This window comes from Winogradskyella rapida, assembly GCF_042675845.1.
Classification (GTDB): domain Bacteria; phylum Bacteroidota; class Bacteroidia; order Flavobacteriales; family Flavobacteriaceae; genus Winogradskyella; species Winogradskyella rapida.
Genome location: NZ_JBHTKM010000010.1, coordinates 161,657 through 177,992, shown reverse-complemented (window position 1 = coordinate 177,992; position 16,336 = coordinate 161,657). Strand labels below are relative to the sequence as shown.

At 35.6% G+C, this 16,336-nt stretch carries 19 protein-coding genes; 14 read left to right on the top strand and 5 right to left on the bottom strand.

Annotation, left to right across the window (positions count from 1 at the left end):
- The first annotated feature begins 30 nt into the window (after positions 1 to 30).
- From hisH to truA, 5 genes are all read left to right on the top strand, one after another.
- Positions 31 to 612 (top strand): imidazole glycerol phosphate synthase subunit HisH, encoded by a 582-nt coding sequence (hisH, locus tag ACFQ13_RS02665; RefSeq protein WP_386113719.1) that lies wholly within the window; start codon positions 31 to 33, stop codon positions 610 to 612.
- A gap of 79 nt (positions 613 to 691) precedes the next feature.
- Entirely contained in the window at positions 692 to 1,408 is a 717-nt protein-coding gene (gene hisA, locus ACFQ13_RS02660; protein ID WP_386113717.1) for a 1-(5-phosphoribosyl)-5-[(5-phosphoribosylamino)methylideneamino]imidazole-4-carboxamide isomerase, read from the top strand.
- 146 nt (positions 1,409 to 1,554) lie between these two features.
- A complete protein-coding gene (hisF, locus tag ACFQ13_RS02655; protein ID WP_386113716.1) occupies positions 1,555 to 2,310 on the top strand; it encodes an imidazole glycerol phosphate synthase subunit HisF in 756 nt (251 codons plus the stop codon).
- A gap of 65 nt (positions 2,311 to 2,375) precedes the next feature.
- Entirely contained in the window at positions 2,376 to 2,978 is a 603-nt protein-coding gene (gene hisIE, locus ACFQ13_RS02650; RefSeq protein ID WP_386113714.1) for a bifunctional phosphoribosyl-AMP cyclohydrolase/phosphoribosyl-ATP diphosphatase HisIE, read from the top strand.
- Positions 2,979 to 3,021: 43 nt separating this feature from the next.
- Positions 3,022 to 3,807, top strand: a complete 786-nt coding sequence (gene truA / locus ACFQ13_RS02645) for a tRNA pseudouridine(38-40) synthase TruA (RefSeq protein ID WP_114310309.1) — start codon at positions 3,022 to 3,024, stop codon at positions 3,805 to 3,807.
- 125 nt (positions 3,808 to 3,932) lie between these two features.
- On the opposite strand, the gene ACFQ13_RS02640 is transcribed toward truA, so the two are convergent.
- Entirely contained in the window at positions 3,933 to 4,154 is a 222-nt protein-coding gene (locus tag ACFQ13_RS02640) for a hypothetical protein (protein WP_092443056.1), read from the bottom strand.
- A gap of 295 nt (positions 4,155 to 4,449) precedes the next feature.
- Here ACFQ13_RS02640 and ACFQ13_RS02635 point away from each other — a divergent pair, with 295 nt between their 5' ends.
- The 3 genes from ACFQ13_RS02635 to ACFQ13_RS02625 all read left to right on the top strand — a co-directional run bounded on the left by ACFQ13_RS02635 (position 4,450) and on the right by ACFQ13_RS02625 (position 6,421).
- On the top strand, positions 4,450 to 5,352 hold the full coding sequence (locus ACFQ13_RS02635; RefSeq protein WP_386113712.1) for a mechanosensitive ion channel family protein: 903 nt from the start codon (positions 4,450 to 4,452) through the stop codon (positions 5,350 to 5,352).
- A 107-nt stretch (positions 5,353 to 5,459) separates the two neighbouring features.
- Positions 5,460 to 5,657 carry a hypothetical protein gene (locus ACFQ13_RS02630; RefSeq protein WP_114310307.1) on the top strand — a complete coding sequence of 66 codons (198 nt, stop codon included), beginning with the start codon at positions 5,460 to 5,462 and terminating at the stop codon, positions 5,655 to 5,657.
- An 86-nt stretch (positions 5,658 to 5,743) separates the two neighbouring features.
- A complete protein-coding gene (locus tag ACFQ13_RS02625; protein ID WP_386113709.1) occupies positions 5,744 to 6,421 on the top strand; it encodes a DUF2461 domain-containing protein in 678 nt (225 codons plus the stop codon).
- Positions 6,422 to 6,523: 102 nt separating this feature from the next.
- On the opposite strand, the gene ACFQ13_RS02620 is transcribed toward ACFQ13_RS02625, so the two are convergent.
- Positions 6,524 to 6,940 (bottom strand): glyoxalase, encoded by a 417-nt coding sequence (locus ACFQ13_RS02620; RefSeq protein WP_386113707.1) that lies wholly within the window; start codon positions 6,938 to 6,940, stop codon positions 6,524 to 6,526.
- Positions 6,941 to 7,143: 203 nt separating this feature from the next.
- Here ACFQ13_RS02620 and ACFQ13_RS02615 point away from each other — a divergent pair, with 203 nt between their 5' ends.
- The gene (locus tag ACFQ13_RS02615; protein ID WP_114310508.1) at positions 7,144 to 7,536 is read left to right on the top strand and encodes an acyl-CoA thioesterase; all 393 of its coding nucleotides are present in this window, start codon (positions 7,144 to 7,146) and stop codon (positions 7,534 to 7,536) included.
- On the opposite strand, the gene ACFQ13_RS02610 is transcribed toward ACFQ13_RS02615, so the two are convergent.
- Both ACFQ13_RS02610 and ACFQ13_RS02605 read right to left on the bottom strand, forming a co-directional pair.
- Complete coding sequence (locus ACFQ13_RS02610) at positions 7,533 to 8,771, bottom strand: mechanosensitive ion channel family protein (protein WP_386113705.1); 1,239 nt, start codon at positions 8,769 to 8,771, stop codon at positions 7,533 to 7,535. The two genes, ACFQ13_RS02615 and ACFQ13_RS02610, sit on opposite strands and share 4 nt — an antisense overlap.
- Positions 8,764 to 9,060: a DUF3817 domain-containing protein gene (locus ACFQ13_RS02605; protein WP_386113703.1), complete on the bottom strand. Its 297-nt coding sequence runs from the start codon at positions 9,058 to 9,060 to the stop codon at positions 8,764 to 8,766. Before ACFQ13_RS02605 ends, ACFQ13_RS02610 begins: the two co-directional genes overlap by 8 nt.
- A 134-nt stretch (positions 9,061 to 9,194) precedes the next feature.
- Between ACFQ13_RS02605 and ACFQ13_RS02600 the strand changes: the two genes are divergently transcribed.
- From ACFQ13_RS02600 to ACFQ13_RS02580, 5 genes are all read left to right on the top strand, one after another.
- The gene (locus ACFQ13_RS02600; protein WP_386113701.1) at positions 9,195 to 11,666 is read left to right on the top strand and encodes a zinc-dependent metalloprotease; all 2,472 of its coding nucleotides are present in this window, start codon (positions 9,195 to 9,197) and stop codon (positions 11,664 to 11,666) included.
- A 1-nt stretch (position 11,667) separates the two neighbouring features.
- The gene (locus tag ACFQ13_RS02595) at positions 11,668 to 12,123 is read left to right on the top strand and encodes a hypothetical protein (RefSeq protein WP_386113699.1); all 456 of its coding nucleotides are present in this window, start codon (positions 11,668 to 11,670) and stop codon (positions 12,121 to 12,123) included.
- 162 nt (positions 12,124 to 12,285) lie between these two features.
- Positions 12,286 to 12,744, top strand: a complete 459-nt coding sequence (locus ACFQ13_RS02590; RefSeq protein ID WP_114310300.1) for a cold-shock protein — start codon at positions 12,286 to 12,288, stop codon at positions 12,742 to 12,744.
- A 166-nt stretch (positions 12,745 to 12,910) separates the two neighbouring features.
- Positions 12,911 to 13,486: a fasciclin domain-containing protein gene (locus ACFQ13_RS02585; RefSeq protein ID WP_386113697.1), complete on the top strand. Its 576-nt coding sequence runs from the start codon at positions 12,911 to 12,913 to the stop codon at positions 13,484 to 13,486.
- A gap of 108 nt (positions 13,487 to 13,594) precedes the next feature.
- Positions 13,595 to 14,077: a GyrI-like domain-containing protein gene (locus tag ACFQ13_RS02580; protein WP_386113695.1), complete on the top strand. Its 483-nt coding sequence runs from the start codon at positions 13,595 to 13,597 to the stop codon at positions 14,075 to 14,077.
- Between the two features lie 15 nt (positions 14,078 to 14,092).
- Here the strand turns inward: ACFQ13_RS02580 and ACFQ13_RS02575 are convergent, their stop codons facing one another.
- Positions 14,093 to 16,330, bottom strand: a complete 2,238-nt coding sequence (locus ACFQ13_RS02575; protein ID WP_386113692.1) for a type IA DNA topoisomerase — start codon at positions 16,328 to 16,330, stop codon at positions 14,093 to 14,095.
- Positions 16,331 to 16,336 lie beyond the last annotated feature (6 nt).

Below are 16,336 nucleotides of genomic sequence, written 5' to 3'. Positions count from 1 at the left end.
ATGCCAAACCAAAAATAGAGGCCAGAAAAAATGAAATTATCAATTGTCAATTACGGAGCAGGAAATATTAAAAGTATTCAGTTTGCTTTTCAACGTTTAGGGTATAATGCCGTCTTAACAGAATGTCCTGAAGAAATTATAGCATCAGATAAAGTGATTTTTCCGGGAGTTGGAGAAGCGAGTTCGGCTATGGAAAAATTAAAACAAAGTGGTTTAGATCTTTTAATTCCTACGTTAAAGCAACCGGTACTAGGCATTTGCCTAGGGATGCAATTAATGTGTCAGCATAGCGAAGAAGGGGATACTAAAGGGCTTGGTATTTTTGATGTGAATGTAAAACGGTTCTCAAATAAAGTGAAAGTTCCACAGATGGGATGGAATACCATTTCAAACTTAAAATCAGGACTTTTTAAAGACATTAAAGAAAAAGAATACATGTACCTAGTGCATAGTTACTATGCTGAACCTTGTGCTGAAGCGATAGCGACCTCTGATTATGAGTTGGAATATGCTTCTGCCTTAGAAAATGATAATTTTTATGGTGTACAATTTCACCCTGAAAAAAGCAGTAAAGCCGGTGCGCAATTACTAAAAAACTTTATAGAACTTTAAGAGTTTAAGCCGATTAAAAGCTTATTCAGAGAGAAGCAAAATTTAATTTAAAAAGCAATCCAAATAGAGGATAAATATTATGAGAATCATTCCAGCTATCGATATAATTGAAGGAAAATGTGTGCGTCTTACCAAAGGTGATTATGACACAAAAAAAATATATAATGAAAACCCTTTAGAAGTGGCTAAGGCGTTTGAAGATGCCGGAATTCAATATTTACATGTTGTAGACCTCGATGGGGCAAAAGCAAAGCATATTGTAAACTATAAGGTGCTTGAAACCATAGCGACTAAAACTAATTTAAAAATTGATTTTGGTGGCGGATTAAAATCTGATGACGATTTAAAGATTGCTTTTGAGTCAGGGGCGCATCAAATTACAGGAGGAAGTATTGCCGTTAAGAATCCTGAAGTATTTGAAGGTTGGATTTCAAAATTCGGATCCGATAAAATTATTCTTGGGGCCGATTGTAATAACGAAAAGATTGCAATTAGTGGTTGGCAAGAAGAAAGTGATTTAGAGGTGATTCCGTTTATAAAAGAATATCAGTCTAAAGGAATTACCAATGTTATTTGTACTGATATTTCTAAAGACGGCATGTTAGAAGGTCCTTCTTTTGAGCTGTATAAGAGAATTTTAGAAGATGCTGAAGGGGTGAAGTTAATTGCTTCAGGAGGAATTTCTCAATTTGATGAGTTGCCAAAGCTTTTAGACTTAGGTTGTGATGGCGTTATCATAGGAAAAGCCATTTATGAGAATAGAATAAGCCTTAAAGAATTAGAGCCTTTTTTATAAATGCCAAAAGGGGTTAATTCATTTAAACACTATGGAATAATCTTAATGAAATCAGTAAGTTTTATAAGAATAAGTTGATAAACGCTTAAATGTTAAGTGATAAACTAAAACGATGTCTGCCTTGGTAGACCAAATAAAAAGAACAAATGTTAACGAAACGTATAGTCCCTTGTTTAGATATTAAAAACGGAAGAACCGTAAAAGGGGTCAATTTTGTAGACCTTAGAGATGCAGGAGATCCTGTGGTTTTAGCTAAGCAATATGCAGACTTAGGGGCTGATGAATTGGTGTTTTTAGATATCGCTGCGACTTTAGAAAATAGAAAAACCATGCACGATATGGTTTTAAAAGTTGCGGAGCAAGTCAATATTCCTTTTACCGTTGGTGGTGGGATTTCTTCTGTGGAAGATGTTGATGATTTGCTACATTGTGGTGCCGATAAGGTGTCTATTAATTCTTCAGCCGTTAAACGTCCTGATCTAATCAACGAGCTTTCAGATAAATTTGGAAGTCAGTGTGTTGTTGTGGCCATTGATGCCAAAGAAGTTGAAGGGGAGTGGTTGGTACATTTAGCAGGGGGAACAATCCCTACAGATTTAAATTTATTTGAATGGGCCAAAGAAGTAGAGCAGCGTGGTGCTGGTGAAATTTTATTCACCTCGATGAATCATGATGGTACCAAAGCCGGATTTGCCAATAAGGCACTAGCTAAATTATCAAGTCTAGTCAATATTCCTATTATCGCCTCGGGTGGCGCAGGAAGTATAGAACATTTTGTAGAGGTTTTTAAAGAAGGAAAAGCCGATGCAGCCTTGGCAGCCAGTGTATTTCATTTTGGAGAAATCCCTATTGCTGAGCTTAAGGAAGCCTTAAAGAATGAGACTATTGAGGTAAGGCTTTAAACACATAAAAAAATTAAATTGTGGCTAACAACTGATGCTTAGCCTTACAATAAGAACATAAAATTATGAATGTAGATTTCAATAAAAACGAAGACGGATTAGTACCGGCGATTATTCAGGATAATACGACTCAGCAAGTATTAATGCAGGGGTATATGAATGCTGAAGCGCTGCAGAAAACCCAAGACACCAAATTAGTGACCTTTTATAGCCGAAGCAAACAACGCCTTTGGACCAAAGGAGAAGAAAGTGGTAATGTGTTAAATTTAGTGTCTATAAAATTAGATTGCGATAAGGATTCGCTTTTAATTAAGGTTAATCCTCAGGGGCCAACCTGCCATAAAGGAACGGATACTTGTTGGGATGAAAACAACACAAGTACTTATGGTTTTCTTTCTAATTTAGAAGCCACGATTGAGTCGCGCATTAAAGCAGCGGATTCCGAAAAATCTTATGTCGCTTCTTTATTTGCAAAAGGTATTAATAAAGTAGCTCAAAAAGTTGGAGAAGAGGCTGTTGAAGTGGTTATTGAAGCTAAAGATGATAATGATGATTTGTTTTTAGAGGAAAGTGCCGACTTACTTTTTCACTACCTTATGTTGTTACAGGCAAAAGGATTTAAGTTAGACGATGTGGTTTCTGTACTACGGTCTCGCGATAAAAAGTAAGGATTGCTTTTGGAATTATTAATAATTTGGCGTTCTTGTTGGCATGTTTGATAAACGCTTTTATTACCTCATAAAAATTCAATATTTAGGCTATCGTTTTCACGGTTGGCAAAAACAGCCCGATGTGAAAACGGTACATCTAATGATTGATCGTACGTTAAAATATATTCTACCTGAAACTCGGTTTAAAACTTTGGGCGCAGGCCGTACGGATGCTATGGTGTCTGCTAATGAAGCCGCATTAGAATTGTTCATTTATAATGAACCGCTTCAGGATTTTGACGAATTTTTAGCGCTCTTTAATCATAATTTACCCCAAGATATTAGAGCCTTATCGATTAAAGAAGTCGATAAAAAGTTTAATGTTATTCAAGATTCAAAATTAAAGGAATACCATTATGTGTTTTCAGAAGGGCAGAAGAATCATCCCTTCTGTGCCCCAATTTTAACCACCATCCTAGAACCTCTAGATGTGGACTTAATGAAACGCGGTGCTAAATTATTTGAAGGCACTCACAATTTTAAAACCTATTGTTACCGTGCTACGGATAAGGGGGAGTATGTAAGAACCATCAATACATGTGAGTTGGTTGATAATACTATTTACACAGCTAATTTCTTCCCTGAAAAATCCTATGTTTTAAAAGTTGTAGGGAAAGGGTTTATGAGAAATCAGATTCGGTTGATGTTTGGTTGTTTAATAAAACTAGGTCGCGGAGATTTAACCTTAGATTATATTGAAGCCAGTCTAAAAGCAGAAAGTACCGAGGTTATGGATTATATTGCTCCAGCATCGGGATTAATTTTACACGCTGTAAATTTCGAATAAATAAAAAGGTATGAACTTGTGAGTTCATACCTTTTTATTTTAAATACACTATAGGATTCATTTTATACATTCAAAAATAAATCGCTATACTTGTTTTCTGTCTTAAATTTTGTTTAGAAAGAAAATTACTCTGCAACATGTAATTTTGGTTCTTTATCTACAAATTTTCCGTTTACAGATTCACCTAAAATAATTACCTCTTTAGAGCGCTCGTACATTTTAATAGCACGGTGCATTTGCAATTTGGTGCCACTGTAAAGTTTTACACCTGATTTTGAGCCCTTGTTTCTAATTTCAATATAGAAACCGTCTTTTAGTGCGGTTGGTCTTGTTGCTGGTCTACCCATAAATTTAATGTCTGTTTTTAAAAAGTGGTGCATAATAACAAAAAAAATGAAAACCCACAAGTTAATTTAAGAACAATTAACAATTTATAGGCTATTTCTTACTAAAATCTCAAAAAACAGCAAGAATTGATAGAATTTGGAATAAAATTAGCATCAAATTAAATATTTTTTAATTTCAACCTTAAATAATGAGGTTTTCGTAATCGTAAAAACCGCTTTAGGATTAAAATTTAGCGTAAAAGAGCCAAGTATATTGGGAATTCGGTAGCAAATTTGTAAATAAAAATTTAAATACATGAAAGACCAATTTAATACTGCTTTAGGAAATTTAATAGATAAACTTGGAGGATGGTTCAATGCTATAATTGAAAATATACCCAATTTCATCCTCGCTATTTTAGTGATGATCTGCTCTTATTTTGGAGCAAAATACGTCAGTCGACTAGTTCGGAAATTGGTGGAAAATCGCATTGAACAAGATTCTATTAAAAATGCCTTATCACGGGTCATCGCAGTATTGGTTGTAGCCCTCGGGCTTTTTATTGCTTTAGGCGTTTTAAATTTAGGGAAAGCCCTTACATCGTTATTAGCAGGTGCTGGAGTTGTTGGTTTGGCCATAGGTTTGGCCTTACAAGGAACGATAGCCAATACCTTCGCTGGTTTGGTGTTGTCTTTTAGAAAAAAGATTCAAATCGGGAATTGGGTAGAAACCACAGGGTATTCTGGAGAGGTGATGGACATTAACCTAAAAGATTTTACTCTAAAGGAAGCTGATAATAATATTGTGATCATTCCGAATAAAACCATTTTAGAAAATCCGTTAAAGAATTACTCTTTAACCACAAAAATGCGGATATTCTTAGAATGTGGGGTGGGCTATGAGTCCGATTTAGAGGAAGTGCAACGGATTACTCAAGAGACAATTGCAAAAACTTTTGATCAGGTTAAATCGCCTGAAGATGTCGAGTTCTACTATACTGAATTTGGCGATAGCTCTATTAATTACCTCTGTCGTTTCTGGATTGACGCCGAAAGTATGTTAGAAAAGCTAAGAGCTAAAACAAAAGCGATTATTGAAATTAAAAAGGCTTATGATGCGGCTGGTATTAATATTCCATTCCCAATCCGAACCTTAGAATTCAACAATAAATTAGATATTAAAGATTCAAAATCTGTAGATTCAGGTGATAATCAATAAACGATTATGGTTTATTGAATAGAGTTAAAACTCTTGTTATAAGAGCAAATTCTATCGCACTGTCTTAACGATATTTGTATTAACATTAACCAATAAAAACAATCAAGATGAAAAAATTTAGTTATTTATTTATAGCCCTTTTTAGTTTAAGTCTTTTAACCACTAGTTGTAGAGAAGAAAAATCTACTGGAGATCAAATAGAAGAAGCTGTTGATGATACAGGAGATGCTATTGAAGATGCTGCAGAGGATACTGGAGAAGCTATGGAGGATGCAGCTGATGACGCTGAAGACGCTGTAGAGTAATATTTATAGGTCTTAATATAAAACATAGTAAAGATAAAAGCCATCGTTAAGATGGCTTTTTATATTTTTATCAAAATTTAGAATTTATGAGCCTTAGCATACCCCAAGAGGTCTTTTCGTTTTTAGAAAAGCTTGAAAAAAATAACAATCGCGATTGGTTTAATGAGCATAAGCCAGAATTTAAAGCCATTGAGACACAAATGAAAGCGGTGTTTCAGCATTTGGGTGAATTAATGAGTACCCATGATCTGATTGAAAAAATTAAAGTCTTCCGGATTTATAGAGATGTTCGTTTTTCAAAAAATAAATTGCCTTATAAAACACATTTTGGAGGCTCTTTTGCACGTCATAAACCCGAATTACGCGGTGGGTATTATGTCCAGATTCAACCAGGAAATCAATCGTTTATTGCGGTAGGCTTTTGGGATCCTAATAAAGAGGACTTACTGCGTATCCGTAAGGAGTTTGAAATGGATGATAGTGAGATTAGAGCCCTTATAGAAGCAAAACCATTTAAAGAAATTTGGGGTGATTTAACGGGAGATAGCTTAAAAACAGCTCCTAAAGGTTTTGATAAAACCCATCCGGCTATTGATCTCATTAGACGTAAGCAATTTGTCTTCGTTAAACCTTTTACCGATAGAGAAGTCTTGTCAGATCAATTTATTAATGAAGTCAATGAGGCTTTTATAGCTGTACGTCCGTTTTTTGATTTTATGAGTAATGTGTTAACGACCAATTTAAATGGAGAATCGCTATTATAATCTATAGGAAATAGATAATGTAAAGAGCTCGACCTGAATTATAAAAATTAAAAAAACCTTACAGTACCAATTGGTGTTGTAAGGTTTTTTGCGTTTATAAGCTTATACGGCTTTTAGAATATCCGGTTCTGCTAAAACCTGAACGCTATTGATAAGGCGTTCTTTAACAATGGTCATCATGCGTTTGTTTAAGGCTGAAGAATTCTGAATGTAAATCTCATATTCTTCTACCGTAAATTGACCTATAAGCATTCCTTTTACCGAATTTCTGAATTTGGTGTCTTTATGAATCGCATTATCAATATAGCCTAATTGCTTTTCTAAGCTTAGATCGTAAAAGACATTTTTATGTTTGCGGATGTAGTTTTTAAACACGGCGATTAAAAGGGGGTGTTGTAATTTAATGACGGGTCGCATGGTGGTATTCTGAAAGCGCTCATCCGAACCCATATTGTCATAGATTTTAGCGGAACGAATCTGAGGTCTTAAAGCAAGCAAGTGGTCTGTTCTAGAAATCATAATTAAGAGTTTATGGGTTAATTCGAATTAAAATTAAGGATTAAGCTATCGTAATGAAGCGCTTTAACATTATCTTGTTAACGTGGTTATTAACAAAGGCAATTCTAGTATTTAATAATCAAATCCAATTCTAGTGGGCTAAACCTCCATTAAGTTTTATCTTTGAATTGAAAATAATAATAGTAATGACAAACAATAGACATATGAGATTTCATACAAGAAAATGGGTAAAACCAGAAGATTTAAATCCAAATGGAAGTTTATTTGGAGGGCAACTTTTAGCTTGGATAGATGAAGAAGTTGCACTTTATACCGTTATTCAATTAGAGAATTCTAAAGTAGTAACAAAATACATGTCCGAAATCAATTTTATGGCCTCTGCCCGTCAGGGAGATATCGTAGAAATTGGGATTTTAGTAACCAAGTTTGGTAAATCGTCATTAACCTTAAAATGTGAAGCGAGAAATAAAATGACACGCGAAACAATTTTAACGATTGACAATATTGTCATGGTAAATTTAGGACCAGACGGAAAACCGACCCCACATGGTAAAACGGAGGTGGAGTTTGTAAAGGACCGTTTAAAAGAGGATTAAGCCTTTTGATTTAAAGACAATTCATAGATCTCTAAATCAAAATAAGTTACGGAAGCCAAAACGTGATCAAAAATATCACCTATAATGTATTCGTAATTTACCCAACGCTGATCTTTACTAAAGGCATAAATTTCCATAGGAATCCCTTGTGCCGTTGGTTCTAATTGACGCACCATTAAAGTCATATCTTTATTAATGGCAGAATGATTATCAATATAAGTTTGAAGATATTTTCTGAACAACCCAAAATTAGTAAGATTTCTGCCGTTAATTAAGACGGACTTATCAATCTGATGATTTTCATTAAAAGATGAAATTTCATGAGATCTGTTGTCTAAATAATCAGACACCAATTGTATTTTCTTTAAACGCTGTATATCTTCATCCGTTAAAAATTTAATGGTTGAAGTTTTAATAATCACCGAGCGTTTAATACGTCTACCACCAGAAGATAACATACCTCGCCAGTTTTTAAAGGAATCCGATATTAGCGCATAGGTAGGAATGGTGGTAATTGTTTTATCCCAATTCTGGACTTTTACCGTAGCTAAGTTAATTTCGGTAACTTCACCATCAGCGCCATACTTTTCAAACGTTATCCAATCTCCAATACGTACCATGTCATTAATAGAAACCTGAATACTAGCCACAAAGCCTAGAATGGTGTCTTTAAAAATTAAAATGATCACGGCAGATGCGGCTCCTAAAGTGGTAGCAAACTCTATAAAGGAAACCCCAGTAATAATCGCTATAATAGAAAAGAAACCGAGTAACCATGCAAAAATCATAAAGACTTGCACGTAGCTATCAATCGGTTTGTCTTTAAATCGCGGTAAGGTTTTAAGGTAATCTTTAATAGAGCTTAAAAGACTTCTTATAATTTGAAGGGTTAAAACAATAGTAATCACCTTTAGGGTAATTTCTATGATATTCTGTGTAATTTCAAAATCCGTAAAAACCTGAGGTACAAACTCTATTAATATCAGTAAAGGAATAATATGGGCAACATTTCTAGGGAGTTTGTTGGCTACTAAAATATTATCAAAATCCGTCTTTGTACGTTTTGCAATTCCAGCTGAGAACCGCCATAAAAAACGTTTCGTAATATAATCGACGATAAAGGCAATAAGGAGCAATGCCAAGAGTAATCCTAGCATGTTTAAGTATATAGCAACATTTTCAGGTAATCCTTCTGCTACTAAAAAATCGTATAAAAAGTGTTTGATATTAAGCACGGCTCGCCTTGGTTAAGTATTTCTTATCAATATAAAAAGTTCCAAAAGGGATGACCGAAGCTATTATTACAATCCATAGGGTGCGGGTAGGCCATTTCATGTCGTTACTTATTAAAACAGCAAAAACAACATAAGCCATAAATAAAATACCATGAGGCATACCTAATAATTTTACGTATTGCGGATCTTCGTAAAAGTATTTTATAGGTGTGGCAATAAATAAAAGTAATAGATACGACACCCCTTCTAATAAGGCCACAAGTCTAAAAACAGGTAATAATTTTAACATGCTACTAAATTTTTAGCAAAAATACTCTAGAATTAAAGAAATAAAGAAGATTTTAACAGGTTTTAAGAAATTATGATCTAGGTCATTTCTATTATTTATATTTAGGCCAATTATCATTTTTACCCAGATATTTTATGAGAAAAATTTACACCCTAGCTTTAGCATCATCCGTGCTGTTGTCTTGTGCTACTGTAGCGTCTTCGAGCTCCAAAAACACGACTTCTAAATCCACACAAGTTTCCACGAAGAGTCCCCGGAAAAGTTCTAGTAAAATTAAGCCTTACGATCAGGTGATTACTAATGAGGCTATTACAGATGAGGGTTTATTTACAGTGCATTTAGTTGGGGAGAAGTATTATTTTGAAATTCCCTTAACGCACTTAAATACCGATATGTTATTGGTAAGTCGTTTTTCTAAACTGCCCGCTAATCTTGGAGGTGGGTATGTCAATGCGGGTACAAAAACCAATACCCGAATGATTAACTGGGAGCGTTTTAAAAATAAAATCCTCATTAAAGAAAAGTCATCAAGTGCTGTGGCTTCAGACAGTCTTCCTATTCATATTTCTGTTAAATCTAATAATTACGAGCCTACCTTGTATGCTTTTGATATTGCTGCGTTTTCAAAAGACTCATCTGCTGTAGTGGTAGATGTGACTAATTTTTATGGCAGCGATGTGAAGGCCATTAGCGGATTAGGATCGCGATTACGTTCCTCTTATAAGGTAAAGAATTTAGACAAGTCTAGGAGCTTTATAAATGCAATAAAGAGTTTCCCTGAAAATATAGAGGTAATCCAAGATTTTACCTATAACGCGGGTAAACCTCCAGTAAACACTGGCGATGAAACCATAAGTGTACAAATGAATCAGTCGATGATTCTTCTGCCTAAAACGCCTATGCAACCTCGTCTTTTTGATGAGCGTGTGGGTTGGTTTACCTTAAGTCAATACGATTATAATAGCGAAGCTTTAAAGTCGGACAAGAAAACCTATTTAAGACGATGGAAATTAGTGCCTAAAGATATTGAAGCCTATAAAAGAGGGGAGTTAGTCGAGCCTGTAAAACCTATTGTATATTATTTAGATCCGGCTACACCGATGAAATTCCGATCGTATATGAAGGAAGGCATTGAATTATGGCAAAAAGCATTTGAAGCTGCAGGATTTAAAAATGCAATTATCGCTAAAGACCCACCATCTAAAGCTGAAGATCCTGATTTTAGTCCGGAAGATGTCCGTTATTCTGTGGTGAGATATGTGGCGAGCACCACGAGAAATGCTACAGGGCCAAGTGTTTCAGATCCACGAAGTGGGGAGATTATTGAGAGTGATATTATATGGTATCATAACCATTTGCGTTCCTATAGAAATCGCTATTTGTTAGAAACGGGTGCTGCAAATCCTTCGGCACGAACCTTAGAGACTTCAGACGAAGAAATAGGGGAGATGATGAAAATGGTGATTGCACATGAAGTTGGGCACACCTTAGGGTTACCTCATAATATGAGTGCGAGTTATGCCTATGATGTAGAAAGTTATAGAGATGGCGATTTTACACAGAAAAATGGTATTGCCGCGACAATTATGGATTATGCGCGTTACAATTATATTGCACAGCCTGGTGACGAAAACATTCGTTTTATTAGACAATTAGGGCCTTATGATAACTATGCGATTAATTATGGTTACCGTTATATTCCTGAAGCGAATTCTGCTGAAGCTGAAAAAGAAACCTTATCACAGTGGGTTGAAGCAAAGGCTGGAGATCCTGTTTATAAATTCGGAAAACAAAGCAGCCGTTTTGATCCTACAGCGCAAACTGAAGATATTGGTAACAATAGCATGAAAGCGAGTACTTACGGGCTGAAGAATCTAAAAATAGTAGCTAAAAATCTTCCAAGTTGGACGAGCGATCAAACGGATAATTATGAAGATTTAGAAGAACTTTATGGCGAATTGCTGAGTGTTTGGGGACGTTACGTAGGTCACGTCGTTACTCATATTGGAGGTGTAGTTGAAACTACCAAAAATCCATCGCAAGAAGGTGTTATTTATAGTCCGGTGCCTAAACCGGAACAGAAAGCAGCAGTAGCTTGGTTACATAAAAATGCTTTTGAAACACCAGCTTGGTTAGTAGACGAATCTATTTTACAGAATATTAATTATGCTGGTTATACCGATCGAATGCGAAGTCTACAAGGGCGTCATTTAAATACTATTTTAAGTTTTGAGCGTTTAGGGCGCTTAATAGACCACCAAGCTTTAGATGCCAAAAACTATTCGGCCTTAGAACTTTTAACGGATGTAAGAACCGGAATTTGGTCGGAAACAAAATTAGGTTTAAATGTTTCAGTTTTTAGACGTAATTTGCAGCGTGTTTATTTAGACGCGATGTTTAAGTTAATGACGGAAGACCTTGATCCTAATAGAACACGACAGTACTTTAATGTGAGTCAATCCGATATTAGAGCTTTAGTAAGAGGAGAGCTTAAGGTTTTAAAACGTCTTTTACAAAACGGCTTAAAGCAAGGTTTAAACACCGAAACAAAGTATCACTACCAAGATGGTATAGAACGAATTAATAATATTTTAGACCCAAAATAACATGAAGAAATTAGTTTTATTAGTTGCAATTTTTAGTCTTTCAGCATCCTTTTATGGCCATGCACAGTCTCAAACCACACACCAAGAGGCTTTTGAAGCTACTTATCAAAATATGAAATCGATAGTAGATTCAGGACATTTCCGCTACCTTGGACATACAGTTTTTGAAAGTCGAAAGCGTAAATTGATTGAGGCATCGGAAAATCAACTTGATATTACACCTTCAAATGTTACGGCCCACCTTGAGGCGTTAGACATGAAGGTTTATGAGGTTAAGTCGGGTGAAACTTCAAACTATAAAGTGAATCATGATGACGCCACACAAACGGTTGAAATTAACTTTAATATAGGAGCGGATGAATTTCAAATTGAAGTGAAAAAAAATGGTAAAGCATTCCTTACTTTAAGGTCTTCTGATAATAATATTCAGCAATCAGGTGTGATTGAAAGGATTTAAGTTGTATATTTGTAATCAGTTTATTGAAGATATACTACACAAATAGCTTTATTCTGAGTTATTTTTCTAGATTTTAATACGATTCAGTGTTAAGTTAATTAACTTGTCTGCATTATACATATTTTCAAAAGCACACACACATATTAATTTTTAAAACTACGAATGGCTAAATCACAACAGACTTTTAGTAAAAGTGAAAAAGAAAAAAAACGATTAAAGAAGAGAGAAGATAAGCGCAAGAAAATGGAAGCGCGTAAACTCAATAAAGATGAAAATGGTTCAGGAGGTATTCCTATCGCTTATGTAGATCATAACGGTAACCTAACAGATACACCACCAGATCCAACAATGAAGGTGAAAGTAAAAGCGGAGAACATTGTTCTTGGTGTTCCACAGAAAGAAGATTCAGACGAAGATCCTTTCGACCCTATTAGAACAGGAAAAGTATCGTTCTACGATAGCTCTAAAGGTTTTGGTTTTATTATAGATACTGAAACAAACGAAAAACATTTTACTCACGTAAGTGGTATTATAGACGATATAGCAGAAAACGATAAAGTTACTTTTGAATTAGAAAAAGGACAACGTGGTATGAACGCCGTAAGAGTCAAACAAGCTTAACATTCTTAATTTTAAAAAAAGAAAGCCATTATAGTTATTACTATAGTGGCTTTCTTTTTATATTTAAGTCTGGCTTTCTAAGCATAAATCATAAAAAAAGGCCTTTATTAAAACCGTGGCTTTTGTTTCTTCGTAAATAGAGAAACAAAACCTTAAAATTTTATTTATGAAAACGAAATCAATTATTACAACCGCAGTCTTAGCCTTAAGTTTAATTTTTGGATCTACCGTAATGGCACAGTCCAAGATGGAAAAGGATAGTAAAATGGTGGGTGGTGCCGCGATGTATCCATCAAAAGATATTATTTCTAATGCTGTGAATTCTAAAGATCATACCACACTAGTAGCGGCGGTAAAAGCAGCCGAGCTTGTAGCCACCTTACAAGGAGAAGGACCATTTACGGTTTTTGCACCGACTAATGCGGCTTTCGATAAATTATCTGAAGGAACTGTGGACATGTTATTAAAGCCAGAAAATAAAGCAAAACTTCAAGCGGTGTTAACTTACCATGTTCTTGCGGGGAATTATAGCGGAAGAGCGATAATGAAAGCGATTAAAAAAGGAAATGGAAAAGCCAGTTTTACTACCGTAAATGGTCAGCAATTAACGGCGATGATGGATGGAGATGCTATTGTGCTTTCAGATACGGCGGGGACCATCTCTAAAATTACCATTAGTGATGTTAAACAATCTAACGGTGTAATCCACGTTATTGATGCCGTGGTTTTACCAGGGATGTAATTTAGATAACAAAGCAATTTGCAGTTGTAAATTGTTTAAGATAAAAAAAAGCACAAGGAATTCACTTGTGCTTTTTTTTATACCTTTCCCTGAAATAAACAAAAGTGTATGCATCCAGAAATAATTGAAACGTCAGAGCGAAAGGTGATAGGGATTTCAACAACAATGCGGCATGGGGAATATCATAAGATTCAACAATTATGGCAGCAGTTTATGCCAAGACTTAAAGCCGTTAAAGCGAGAAGTTCTGCGGAGTTGATAGCGCTTCAAGAATTTCCTGAAGATACAAATGCAGCCACACTTTCAGACTATACCATTTGGGCTTGTGCAGAAGTTTTAAATTTCAACGAAATTCCTGAAGGGATGATGTCCTTAGTTATTCCTGCTGGTACTTACGCCATCGTTCCACATAAAGGAATGGATGCGTCTAAAACCTACAGCCAGTTTATGAGCAAATGGTTAACAAATTCTGGCTACGGTATAGATGCGCGACCACATTTTCAAGTGATGGGCGCCAAGTATAAAAATGGGAGCCCAGACTCTGAAGAAGAGTTTTACATTCCTATAAAATGGATAACGGAAGCAAATTAAAATTTAGCTGCGGTATTAAAACGCGATTCTATAATCGCAACCCGATTTATATTGGCTACAGCCAAAAGCAGTTTTACCTTTTAAAAGTGTTCCTTTTTTACACTTCGGACAAGGGTCTCCCGCTTTAGGAGCTATAGGTTTTGCAGCTGTTTTTTTAGGTTCAAACTTCAATTTAAAAGCTTCGTCAAAACGAAGTAAACCTTCTTGAGTTTGGCCTTCAATTTTAAAGCCTTTTAAATTCACCGTAGAGCCTTTAGTAATCAAGCGAATAAATTGTTTTTCAGAAATCTTCTTATTGCTAAAACTGAAGGGTAAGGTAAAATCACACGTTTTTCCATAATGACTACAGCCATAAGCCGATTTCCCTTTAATAAGTTGTCCTGCGTTACATTTTGGGCATGCGCTTCCTACTAAAGTTGCCGTTTTCGATTTAGCTTTCGATTTCGACTTTGTTTTTGAAGCGCCTGAAGGTTTATTATTAACGGCCGATATTCGGGTTTGCACTTGTTCAGATCGCACTTCGTAAACCAAAGCGTCAACCATGCGCTTCATGCCTTTAATAAAAGCACTTGCACTAATCTCACCTTTTTCAATATCTTTTAATTGCTTTTCCCAGGTTCCGGTTAACTCGGCCGATTTTAAAAGTTCATTTTTAATCGTATCAATAAGTTGAATACCTGTTACCGTTGGTAGAATTTGCTTTTTGTTTCGCTTAATGTATTTACGTCTAAATAAAGTTTCAATAATATTGGCTCGTGTAGATGGACGGCCAATTCCGTTTTCTTTCATTAAATCGCGCAACTCATCGTCATCCACTTGTTTTCCGGCGGTTTCCATAGCACGTAATAAGGAAGCTTCCGTAAACTGGTTTGGCGGTTTGGTTTGCTTCTCTAAAAATGAAGGTTCATGCGGCCCTTTTTCACCTTGGGTAAAGGTAGGGAGTAAAGCATCTTCTTTTTTATTAGATTTTTCAGATTCAAAAATAACACGCCATCCTTTAGATAAAATTTCCTTTCCGGTCGTTTTAAAATTTACTTCGGCGGCCTTACCAATTACGGTGGTGTTAGATACTTTACAATCGTCATAAAAAACGGCAATAAAGCGTTTTACAATAATATCATAAACTTGTTGCTCATTATATTGCAAGTGCGTTTGCATTCCCGTTGGAATAATAGCGTGGTGATCCGTTACCTTTTTGTCATTAAAGACTTTAGACGATTTTTTAATCTTCTTATCTAAAAGTGGTGCTGTAAGTTTGGCGTAATCCGTAAGCTTAGATAAAATACCATGAACTTTAGGGTAAACATCATTCGGTAAAAAGGTGGTATCTACTCTAGGGTAGGTCACGACCTTTTTTTCGTATAATTTTTGTGCAATTTTCAAGGTGTCATCAGCAGAGAATCCAAATTTGGTATTACAATAAACTTGAAGTCCTGTGAGGTCAAATAATTTAGGGGCGTACTCCGTCCCTTTCTTTTTTGTGATGGATACAATTTCAAACTCATCTTCCTTTACTTTATTTGCAAGAATTTCTCCGTCTTCCATCTTAAGAAAACGTCCTTCTTCATAACTAAAAAGTGTCTCTCTATATAAGGTTTGTAGCTCCCAATAAGGCTGTGGCTTAAAATTTTCTATTTCCTTAAAGCGATTCACCAGCATGGCAAGGGTAGGAGTTTGTACACGTCCTACGGACAAAACCTGTTTGTAACCTCCATGTTTTACGGTATATAAACGGGTGGCATTAATTCCTAGGAGCCAATCGCCAATGGAACGCGAAAATCCGGCGTAATACAAATTATCGTAATTTTCAGCAGGTTTTAGATTTTTAAACCCTTCTTTTATGGCTTCCGTAGTAAGCGATGAAATCCATAAACGTTCTACTTTACCCTTGTATTTTGCTTCGTTGATAACCCAACGCTGAATCAGTTCTCCTTCTTGCCCGGCATCCCCACAGTTTATCACCACATCAGCCTTATCAAACAGACTTTTTACGATTTTAAATTGCTTCTTTATACCGTCATTGTTCGCCACTTTAACTTTAAACTTTTCGGGCAACATAGGAAGGTTATTAAGATCCCAGCTTTTCCAATAGGGTTTATAGTCTACAGGCTCGTAAAGGGTACAGAGGTGACCAAAAGTATAGGTCACGGCATAACCATTGCCTTCAAAGTAGCCATCGCGCTTGGTGGTGGCTCCTAATACTGAGGCAATTTCTCTTGCTACACTTGGTTTTTCGGCAATACAGACTTTCAAATTGGC

Excerpts from the sequence above, each read along its gene's own strand:
- truA (WP_114310309.1), top strand. The coding sequence starts at position 3,022 with ATGTTTGATAAACGCTTTTATTACCTCATAAAAATTCAATATTTAGGC.
- ACFQ13_RS02620 (WP_386113707.1), bottom strand. The coding sequence starts at position 6,940 with ATGATTTCTAGAACAGACCACTTGCTTGCTTTAAGACCTCAGATTCGT.
- ACFQ13_RS02585 (WP_386113697.1), top strand. The coding sequence starts at position 12,911 with ATGAAAACGAAATCAATTATTACAACCGCAGTCTTAGCCTTAAGTTTA.
- ACFQ13_RS02635 (WP_386113712.1), top strand. The coding sequence starts at position 4,450 with ATGAAAGACCAATTTAATACTGCTTTAGGAAATTTAATAGATAAACTT.
- ACFQ13_RS02615 (WP_114310508.1), top strand. The coding sequence starts at position 7,144 with ATGAGATTTCATACAAGAAAATGGGTAAAACCAGAAGATTTAAATCCA.
- ACFQ13_RS02580 (WP_386113695.1), top strand. The coding sequence starts at position 13,595 with ATGCATCCAGAAATAATTGAAACGTCAGAGCGAAAGGTGATAGGGATT.
- ACFQ13_RS02625 (WP_386113709.1), top strand. The coding sequence starts at position 5,744 with ATGAGCCTTAGCATACCCCAAGAGGTCTTTTCGTTTTTAGAAAAGCTT.
- hisIE (WP_386113714.1), top strand. The coding sequence starts at position 2,376 with ATGAATGTAGATTTCAATAAAAACGAAGACGGATTAGTACCGGCGATT.
- ACFQ13_RS02605 (WP_386113703.1), bottom strand. The coding sequence starts at position 9,060 with ATGTTAAAATTATTACCTGTTTTTAGACTTGTGGCCTTATTAGAAGGG.
- ACFQ13_RS02630 (WP_114310307.1), top strand. The coding sequence starts at position 5,460 with ATGAAAAAATTTAGTTATTTATTTATAGCCCTTTTTAGTTTAAGTCTT.
- hisF (WP_386113716.1), top strand. The coding sequence starts at position 1,555 with ATGTTAACGAAACGTATAGTCCCTTGTTTAGATATTAAAAACGGAAGA.
- ACFQ13_RS02595 (WP_386113699.1), top strand. The coding sequence starts at position 11,668 with ATGAAGAAATTAGTTTTATTAGTTGCAATTTTTAGTCTTTCAGCATCC.
- ACFQ13_RS02590 (WP_114310300.1), top strand. The coding sequence starts at position 12,286 with ATGGCTAAATCACAACAGACTTTTAGTAAAAGTGAAAAAGAAAAAAAA.
- hisA (WP_386113717.1), top strand. The coding sequence starts at position 692 with ATGAGAATCATTCCAGCTATCGATATAATTGAAGGAAAATGTGTGCGT.
- ACFQ13_RS02600 (WP_386113701.1), top strand. The coding sequence starts at position 9,195 with ATGAGAAAAATTTACACCCTAGCTTTAGCATCATCCGTGCTGTTGTCT.
- ACFQ13_RS02640 (WP_092443056.1), bottom strand. The coding sequence starts at position 4,154 with ATGGGTAGACCAGCAACAAGACCAACCGCACTAAAAGACGGTTTCTAT.
- hisH (WP_386113719.1), top strand. The coding sequence starts at position 31 with ATGAAATTATCAATTGTCAATTACGGAGCAGGAAATATTAAAAGTATT.